We start from the raw sequence: 818 nt of genomic DNA, 5'->3' as shown, positions 1-818 counted from the left end.
GGCATCGGGGCCGGCTTCGATGGCGGCTTCCGCCATGGTCCGCCCCTCATTGGAAGACGCCGCCAGCAGCATCCGCGTATAGGGGTGGTTGGGGCCGGCGAAAATCTGGTCGGAGGAACCGGTCTCGATCAGGCGGCCGCGATAGAGCACGCCGATGCGGTCGGCCATGTAGCGCACGACCCTGAGATCATGGCTGATGAAGAGATAGGCTGTATCCTCTTTCTTCTGCAGATCGTTGAGCAGGTTGAGCACGGTCGCCTGCACCGAGACGTCGAGCGCCGAGGTCGGCTCGTCGAGCACCACCAGCCTCGGCAGGCCGGCGAAGGCGCGGGCGATCGCCGTGCGCTGGCGCTGGCCGCCCGACAGCGTGCCGGGCTTCTGCTCCGCTGTCGTGCGGGCAAGGCGCACAGAGGCCAGCAGGTCGCCGACGCGTTGCGGTACGGCGCGGCGCGGCAGGCCGGCCAGCCGGCGCAGCGGGCGGCCGAGGATGCGGCCGATGCGCTGGCGCGGGTTGAGCGTGCGGTCGGGCGACTGGAACACCATCTGCACGTCGCGGCGCTCGGCCGGCTGGCGCCGTTCGACCAGCGGCGCCACGGTGCGCCCGAACAGTTCGACGCTGCCCGCCGTCGGCGGCTGCAGGCCGGTGACAATGCGGGCCAGCGTCGACTTGCCGGAGCCGGACTCGCCGATCAGCCCGAACGTCTCGCCGGCGGCGATGTCGAGGTCGATGCCGTGCAGCACGGGCTGGCCGCCGAAGGACTGCCTTATGCCGCGGCAGGAGACGGCGGTCTCGCGCTGCCGGGCGGGGAGGCTGTCGG

At 71.6% G+C, this 818-nt stretch carries 1 protein-coding gene; it reads right to left on the bottom strand.

The window, feature by feature from the left end; all coding sequences use genetic code 11:
• Positions 1-818: ATP-binding cassette domain-containing protein (locus EOA36_RS36365; RefSeq protein ID WP_145969550.1), on the bottom strand; the 818-nt coding region annotated here is incomplete at both ends.

The sequence above is a fragment of the Mesorhizobium sp. M8A.F.Ca.ET.021.01.1.1 genome, assembly GCF_003998025.1.
GTDB lineage: Bacteria > Pseudomonadota > Alphaproteobacteria > Rhizobiales > Rhizobiaceae > Mesorhizobium.
The sequence above is the reverse complement of the archived record's forward strand: the minus strand, read 5'-3'. Positions and strand labels throughout refer to the sequence as shown.